Source organism: Legionella bozemanae, from assembly GCF_001648595.1.
GTDB classification, from domain to species: Bacteria; Pseudomonadota; Gammaproteobacteria; order Legionellales; family Legionellaceae; genus Legionella; species Legionella bozemanae.
The window spans coordinates 1-1,173 of sequence record NZ_LBAW01000075.1; the positions used below are offsets into that span (position 1 = coordinate 1).

Genomic DNA, 1,173 nt, shown 5'->3' on the forward strand with positions numbered 1-1,173 from the left:
AATGGCGAAGGAAAAATTTGAGCGTAAGAAGCCACACGTAAACGTTGGCACGATTGGTCACGTAGACCACGGTAAGACTACATTAACTGCGGCTATTACCACAATTATGGCAAAGAAATTTGGTGGCACAGCCAAAGCGTATGACCAGATTGATGCAGCACCCGAAGAGCGGGAGCGAGGTATTACAATATCTACAGCTCACGTAGAATATGAATCAGCAAACAGACACTATGCGCACGTAGATTGCCCTGGACATGCTGACTATGTTAAGAACATGATTACCGGTGCGGCGCAAATGGACGGAGCGATACTTGTAGTATCAGCGGCGGATGGTCCAATGCCACAAACACGTGAACACATATTGTTATCACGTCAGGTAGGAGTACCCTATATTGTTGTGTTCATGAATAAAGCAGATATGGTAGACGACCCTGAGTTGTTAGAGTTGGTTGAGATGGAAGTACGTGACTTATTAAGCAGTTACGATTTTCCTGGCGATGATATTCCGATTGTTGTTGGTTCTGCATTGAAAGCATTAGAAGGTGATGACAGTGATATCGGAGTTAAAGCGATTGAGAAATTGGTTGAGACTATGGATTCCTACATACCTGAGCCAGTACGTAACATTGATAAAGCATTTTTGTTACCAATCGAAGACGTCTTCTCTATTTCTGGACGAGGCACAGTAGTAACCGGACGCGTAGAGAGTGGTATCGTTAAAGTGGGTGAAGAGATTGAGATTGTTGGAATTCGTGACACTCAAAAAACCACCTGCACAGGCGTTGAAATGTTCCGTAAGTTGTTGGATGAGGGTCGAGCTGGTGACAACGTTGGCGTGTTATTACGTGGAACCAAACGTGATGAAGTTGAGCGTGGCCAGGTATTAGCTAAGCCAGGCACAATTAAGCCTCATACAAAATTTGAAGCAGAAGTATACGTATTATCAAAAGAAGAAGGTGGACGACATACACCATTCTTCAATGGATACAGACCACAGTTTTATTTCAGAACGACAGACGTAACTGGAACCTGTGATCTTCCATCTGGGGTGGAAATGGTAATGCCTGGTGATAACGTACAATTGACCATTCACCTGCATGCACCTATTGCGATGGATGAAGGTTTACGTTTCGCAATTCGGGAAGGTGGCCGTACTGTAGGCGCCGGTGTTGT

At 44.6% G+C, this 1,173-nt stretch carries 1 protein-coding gene; it reads left to right on the forward strand.

The features are described from left to right. Position 1: 1 nt before the first annotated feature. Positions 2 to 1,173 (forward strand): elongation factor Tu (tuf, locus tag A8O27_RS18075; RefSeq protein ID WP_064115168.1); only part of this gene is annotated, 1,172 nt, incomplete at its 3' end.